At 56.1% G+C, this 6,124-nt stretch carries 5 protein-coding genes and 1 pseudogene; 5 read left to right on the top strand and 1 reads right to left on the bottom strand.

Annotated features, from left to right (window positions below; translation table 11 throughout):
* The first annotated feature begins 138 nt into the window (after nucleotides 1-138).
* From mrkA to mrkF, 5 genes are all read left to right on the top strand, one after another.
* On the top strand, nucleotides 139-747 hold the full coding sequence (gene mrkA, locus N6P30_RS23965; protein ID WP_000756959.1) for a type 3 fimbria major subunit MrkA: 609 nt from the start codon (nucleotides 139-141) through the stop codon (nucleotides 745-747).
* Nucleotides 748-842: 95 nt separating this feature from the next.
* Nucleotides 843-1,544, top strand: coding sequence for a type 3 fimbria chaperone MrkB (gene mrkB, locus N6P30_RS23970; RefSeq protein ID WP_000820818.1), 702 nt, complete (start codon nucleotides 843-845; stop codon nucleotides 1,542-1,544).
* Nucleotides 1,545-1,555: 11 nt separating this feature from the next.
* Nucleotides 1,556-4,042 (top strand): type 3 fimbria usher protein MrkC, encoded by a 2,487-nt coding sequence (gene mrkC / locus N6P30_RS23975; protein ID WP_000813718.1) that lies wholly within the window; start codon nucleotides 1,556-1,558, stop codon nucleotides 4,040-4,042.
* Nucleotides 4,033-5,028 (top strand): type 3 fimbria adhesin subunit MrkD, encoded by a 996-nt coding sequence (gene mrkD / locus N6P30_RS23980; protein WP_023304039.1) that lies wholly within the window; start codon nucleotides 4,033-4,035, stop codon nucleotides 5,026-5,028. The genes mrkC and mrkD overlap by 10 nt, the downstream gene beginning before the upstream one ends.
* A 13-nt stretch (nucleotides 5,029-5,041) precedes the next feature.
* Nucleotides 5,042-5,677 carry a type 3 fimbria minor subunit MrkF gene (gene mrkF / locus N6P30_RS23985; RefSeq protein WP_002916122.1) on the top strand — a complete coding sequence of 212 codons (636 nt, stop codon included), beginning with the start codon at nucleotides 5,042-5,044 and terminating at the stop codon, nucleotides 5,675-5,677.
* 34 nt (nucleotides 5,678-5,711) lie between these two features.
* Here mrkF and mkrJ read toward each other — a convergent pair.
* Nucleotides 5,712-6,124, bottom strand: a pseudogene (mkrJ, locus tag N6P30_RS23990) (phosphodiesterase MrkJ); the annotation flags it as partial.

Below are 6,124 nucleotides of genomic sequence, written 5' to 3' on the forward strand. Positions count from 1 at the left end.
TATGGAAATATAGGGGCCAATCTACTAAAGTCTTTTTCGTTAACAGTGGCATAAATCAGCATCGCCTGATGTTTCTGGTTCTATGCGAATTCACAGTGTGCTCATTGATTCGTAATTCACTCTGACAAGGAAATGGCAATGAAAAAGGTTCTTCTTTCTGCAGCAATGGCAACCGCGTTTTTTGGCATGACTGCTGCCCATGCAGCTGATACCAATGTTGGCGGCGGCCAGGTTAATTTCTTCGGTAAAGTTACCGATGTATCCTGTACTGTTTCCGTTAACGGCCAGGGCAGCGATGCGAACGTTTACCTGTCTCCGGTAACCCTGACTGAAGTTAAAGCGGCAGCAGCGGATACTTACCTGAAACCGAAATCTTTCACCATTGACGTCTCTAACTGCCAGGCTGCTGATGGCACTAAACAGGATGACGTAAGCAAACTGGGCGTGAACTGGACCGGCGGTAACCTGCTGGCTGGCGCAACCAGCAAACAACAGGGCTACCTGGCGAACACCGAAGCTTCCGGTGCTCAGAACATCCAGCTGGTGCTGTCTACTGACAACGCTACCGCGCTGACCAACAAAATCATCCCGGGTGACAGCACTCAGCCGAAAGCGAAAGGCGACGCTTCCGCTGTCGCCGATGGCGCGCGTTTCACCTACTACGTAGGCTACGCCACCAGCGCGCCGACCACGGTAACCACCGGTGTGGTTAACAGCTACGCGACTTACGAAATTACTTACCAGTAATTCCGTCAGAAAATAAAACTGCCCCGCGATGGGGCAGTTAATAACAATAATAAAGCGGCAATGTCCGCCGCTTGTATTTTTATTCTGAGGTCAGCATGAAGCGTATTGCCCTTTTTTTCTGTTTCATTTTTAGTTTTGCGGCCCATGCCAACAATATTATTGTTAACGGTACCCGCTTTATTTATCCAGGAAATGAAAAAGAAATAACGGTACAGCTTTCAAATAACGCCGACCGTCCGGCGCTGGCGCAGGCCTGGCTGGATAACGGCGATGCCGATGCCACACCGGATACCATTACCACCCCGTTTATTATCACCCCGCCGATTTCGCGCGTTGACGCCAAGAGCGGCCAGACGCTGCGTATTAAGCTCGGCAGCAGCGCCGGTCTGGCGAAAGATAAAGAGACGCTGTGGTGGCTGAATCTGCTGGAAATTCCGCCGGTGGTGGCCAATCAGAAAAATGAAGGCCAGAACGTGCTGCAGCTGGCGATCCGTTCGCGCTTTAAATTTATTTATCGTCCTGCCGGACTGGGCAACCGCGATGCGGCGGCCGAGAAGCTGACCCTGACCGCCAGCGGCAGTAGTCTCGCCATCAACAACCCGACGCCGTTCTACATTACCGTCAGCCGTATTTCCCGCGACGGCGGTAAAGCCCTGAACAGCAAAACCGTGATGCTGGCGCCGCAGTCCAGCCAGACGGTGGCGCTCTCCTCCGCCGTCAACCGCGGCGAAACCCTGACCGTTAACAACATTAATGACTATGGCGCCGATGTCGCAGTGAAAGTGGCCGTTAAATAAGGGAAAAGCTAATGAAGCAGAGGTCATTCTGCCCGGGAAGATTAAGCACCGCGATCGCCATCGCGCTGTGCTGCTTTCCGCCATTTTCCAGCGGACAGGAAAACCCGGGAACGGTATATCAGTTTAACGACGGCTTTATTGTCGGCAGTCGCGAAAAGGTCGATCTGTCGCGCTTTTCGACCAGCGCGATTACCGAAGGCACTTACTCCCTTGACGTCTACACCAACGACGAGTGGAAAGGGCGCTACGATTTACGCATCGCGCGCGATAAAGATGGTCGGCTGGGCGTCTGCTACACCAAAGCGATGCTGGCCCAATATGGCATCGCGGCGGAAAAGCTCAATCCGCAGCTGAGCGAGCAGGAGGGCTACTGCGGTAGCCTCAAATCCTGGCGCAACGAAGAAAACGTCAAAGACAACCTGGTCCAGTCCTCCCTGCGGTTGAACATTTCGGTACCGCAGATCTATGAAGATCAACGCCTGAAAAACTATGTCAGCCCGGAGTTCTGGGACAAAGGTATTACCGCGCTCAATCTTGGCTGGATGGCGAACGCCTGGAACAGCCATACCTCTTCGGTAGGCGGGTCGGATAACAGCAGCGCCTATCTGGGCGTCAACGCCGGTCTGTCGTGGGACGGCTGGCTGCTGAAGCACATCGGCAACCTGAACTGGCAGCAGCAGCAGGGTAAAGCGCACTGGAACAGCAACCAGACCTATCTCCAGCGCCCTATCCCACAGCTCAACTCCATCGTCAGCGGCGGGCAGATTTTCACCAATGGTGAATTTTTCGACACTATCGGTCTGCGCGGGGTTAATCTTTCCACCGATGACAATATGTTCCCGGACGGCATGCGCTCGTATGCTCCGGAAATTCGCGGCGTGGCGCAGAGCAACGCCCTCGTCACCGTGCGCCAGGGCAGCAATATTATCTATCAGACCACCGTTCCGCCCGGACCGTTTACCCTGCAGGATGTCTATCCTTCCGGCTATGGCAGCGATCTTGAGGTCTCGGTGAAAGAAGCGGATGGCTCGGTAGAAGTGTTTAGCGTGCCTTACGCTTCCGTCGCCCAGCTGCTGCGTCCGGGAATGACCCGCTACGCGCTCTCCGCCGGTAAAGTGGACGACAGCGCGCTGCGCAACAAGCCGATGCTCTATCAGGCGACCTGGCAGCACGGGATCAACAATCTGTTGACCGGCTACACCGGGGTCACCGGTTTTGACGACTATCAGGCCTTCCTGGTGGGGACAGGGATGAACACCGGCATCGGCGCGCTCTCTTTTGACGTCACCCATTCGCGGTTGAAGAGCGATGCCCATGATGACTCGGGTCAGAGCTATCGCGCGACCTTTAACCGCATGTTTACCGATACCCAGACCAGCATCGTGTTGGCGGCGTATCGCTACTCGACGAAAGGTTATTACAACCTCAACGACGCGCTGTACGCCGTCGATCAGGAAAAAAATAGTCGCAGCAACTACACCCTGTGGCGGCAAAAAAACGGCATGACCTTCACGGTGAACCAGAACCTGCCGGACGGCTGGGGCGGGTTTTATCTCAGCGGCCGTATCTCCGATTACTGGAACCGCTCCGGGACCGAGAAGCAGTATCAGGTCAGCTACAACAATTCATTTGGTCGTCTCTCCTGGTCGGCGAGCGCGCAGCGCGTCTATACGCCAGACAGCTCCGGTCATCGTCGCGACGATCGTATTTCACTCAACTTCAGCTACCCGCTGTGGTTTGGCGATAACCGCACCGCCAACCTGACGTCGAACACCTCGTTCAATAACTCGCGCTTTGCCAGCTCGCAGATTGGTATCAACGGTTCGCTGGACAGTGAAAACAACCTTAACTACGGCGTGTCGACCACCACCGCCACCGGCGGTCAGCATGATGTGGCGCTCAACGGCAGCTACCGTACGCCATGGACCACCCTCAACGGCAGCTACAGCCAGGGCGAAGGCTATCGTCAGAGCGGCATTGGCGCCAGCGGGACGATGATCGCCCACAGCGGCGGCGTGGTGCTCTCACCGGAAAGCGGCTCGACGATGGCCCTGATTGAAGCCAAAGACGCGGCCGGGGCGATGCTTCCGGGATCGCCGGGCACCCGTGTGGACAGCAATGGTTACGCCATCCTGCCGTATCTGCGCCCGTACCGGATTAACGCCGTGGAAATCGACCCGAAAGGCAGCCATGACGACGTGGCCTTCGATCGCACCGTGGCGCAGGTTGTGCCGTGGGAAGGCAGCGTGGTTAAGGTCGCGTTCGGCACTAAGGTGCAGAACAACCTCACCCTGCAGGCGCGCCAGGCGAACCACGAGCCGTTGCCGTTTGCGGCAAGTATTTTCTCCCCCGACGGCAAGGAGATCGGCGTTGTCGGCCAGGGCAGCATGATGTTTATCAGCGATGCGAACGCCAAACGCGCGATTGTGAAGTGGAGCGGCGGGCAGTGTTCGGTGGATCTGGGACAGCAAACAACAAAGGATAGCGTATGTCGCTGAGGAAATTACTAACGCTTTTTATCGTCTTAATGGCGCTGGGAACCACCTCGTCCTGGGCCTCCTGTACGCGTCTCTCATCGCCAACGGTGATGCTGGACATGGTGGTGGGCAGGGTGGTGGTGCCCCCGGATCTGCCGGTGGGCTCGGTGATCCTTACCCACGACTGGACGATGAGCGCTCCCGGCGGGGCAAGCTATCGCTGTACTTCCGGCACCAACCGCTTCGCGGCGAAGATCGTGTCGCCAGGGGCCACGGACCTTGGAAATAAAATCTACTCCACCAACGTGCCGGGAATCGGCATGCGTTTCAGCCGCGGCGGCGCAACGGTAAATATCGTCTATCCCGACGTCTTTTCGTCCCGGGTATATAACACCACCGACTATTCCCTCGAAGGGTCGCGCTTTACGCTGGAGATTATCAAAACCGCGGCAACCACCGGCAGCGGCACCCTGGTGGCGGGTAAGTACACCTCCTACGACTGGGAGAGCGGCGGTAACCCGATCCTCGAAACCTATCTGAGCGCCAGCGCCATCACCGTGGTCTCGCCCTCCTGTTCGGTGCTGAGCGGGAAAAATATGAATGTCGATGTGGGTTCCATCCGGCGCACCGACCTGAAAGGGGTTGGCACCACCGCGGGCGGGAAGGATTTTAATATTGAGCTGCAGTGCAGCGGCGGCCTGAGTGAAACGGGATATGCCAACATTAGCACCTCATTCTCCGGTACCCTGGCCACCAGCACTACCGCTACCATGGGCGCCTTGCTGAATGAAAAAGCCGGCAGCGGGATGGCGAAAGGCATTGGCATCCAGGTGCTGAAGGATGGCTCCCCGCTGCAGTTTAATAAGAAATACACCGTCGGCCGCTTGAATAATCAGGAGACCCGCTACATCACCATACCGCTGCACGCGCGTTTTTATCAGTATGGCCCGACGACCAGCACCGGCGAGGTGGAGTCGCATATGATCTTTAACCTGACGTACGATTAATACGGGAGGGGGAATGAAGGGATTGCCGAAAAACACTATCGCGTGGCTGCTATTTTGCGGCAGCCTCGCCGCCCCCTCGGCGTGGGGTTTTGAGACCAATTACGATCGCGGACGGGTCGATTTTGCCGGGCGGGTGACGGATATTTCCTGTAGCGTCGCGCTAAACGGCGGCCAGCATGCCGGCAGCGGTAATGTCTGGCTGGCGCCGGTCAGCCTGGCGGAAGTCCACGATCGCGGGGCCGGGGCGTTTATGAAGCCGCAGCCTTTTACCCTGGCGCTGTCAAACTGCCAGCTACGTCATGATGGTGGAGCAGCTTCGCAGGATGAGGTGCGTCGGGTCAGCGTGCGCTGGGTCGATGGTTTTTTACTGACGGCGGTCGGTAACGAAAACGCCGGGTATCTGGCCAATACCTTGCCGGATGGAGCGCAGAATATTTATCTGGCCCTATCGACTAACGATAATAATACTCTGGATAAGAGTAATAAAATTGTCCCGGCGGACCCGCAGCAAAATCAGGTGCGTTTGCAGGAAAGCGCGGTCAGCGGCGGCCTGTTCACCTATTACGTTGGCTATGTTTCGCCAACGCCGAAAAGCGCCACCAGCGGGCCGATTACCAGCTGGGCAACGTGGGAATTAGTTTATAATTAAGTGACGTTAAAAAGCCGGGAATTCCCGGCTTTTTTTACATGGCAATATCATCGGCGACCAGTTGTTCAATACTGACTTCCCGCCAGTAATGTCCCTGGATAGCAAACCACTCCATTCCCTGCAGCCATTCTTTATGGGCTTCGCTTTCGACACCTTCAATAATCACATTATGATGGTTGCGCGATAAAAAGGTCACCAGCGCATCCATCAGCTGGCGGCCGGACTCTTTGCGCATCAGGTGCCAGAAAAAATCCTTATCAATTTTCACATAGTCAAAGTGATAACCGCGAATAGCGTTAATTCCCGCGTAGCCGGAGCCGAAGTCGTCGAGCCACAGTGAGGTATCCTGTGAGCTCTGCCAGGCGGCAAGAGAATTATGCAGCAGATTCTCGGCGTTTTCGGTTACCTCGAAATGGACGCAGGTCAGGGCGGCGACTTTGGCTTTTA

Source organism: Enterobacter sp. PL1, assembly GCF_945957325.1.
In the GTDB taxonomy this organism is placed as follows: Bacteria; Pseudomonadota; Gammaproteobacteria; order Enterobacterales; family Enterobacteriaceae; genus Enterobacter; species Enterobacter roggenkampii.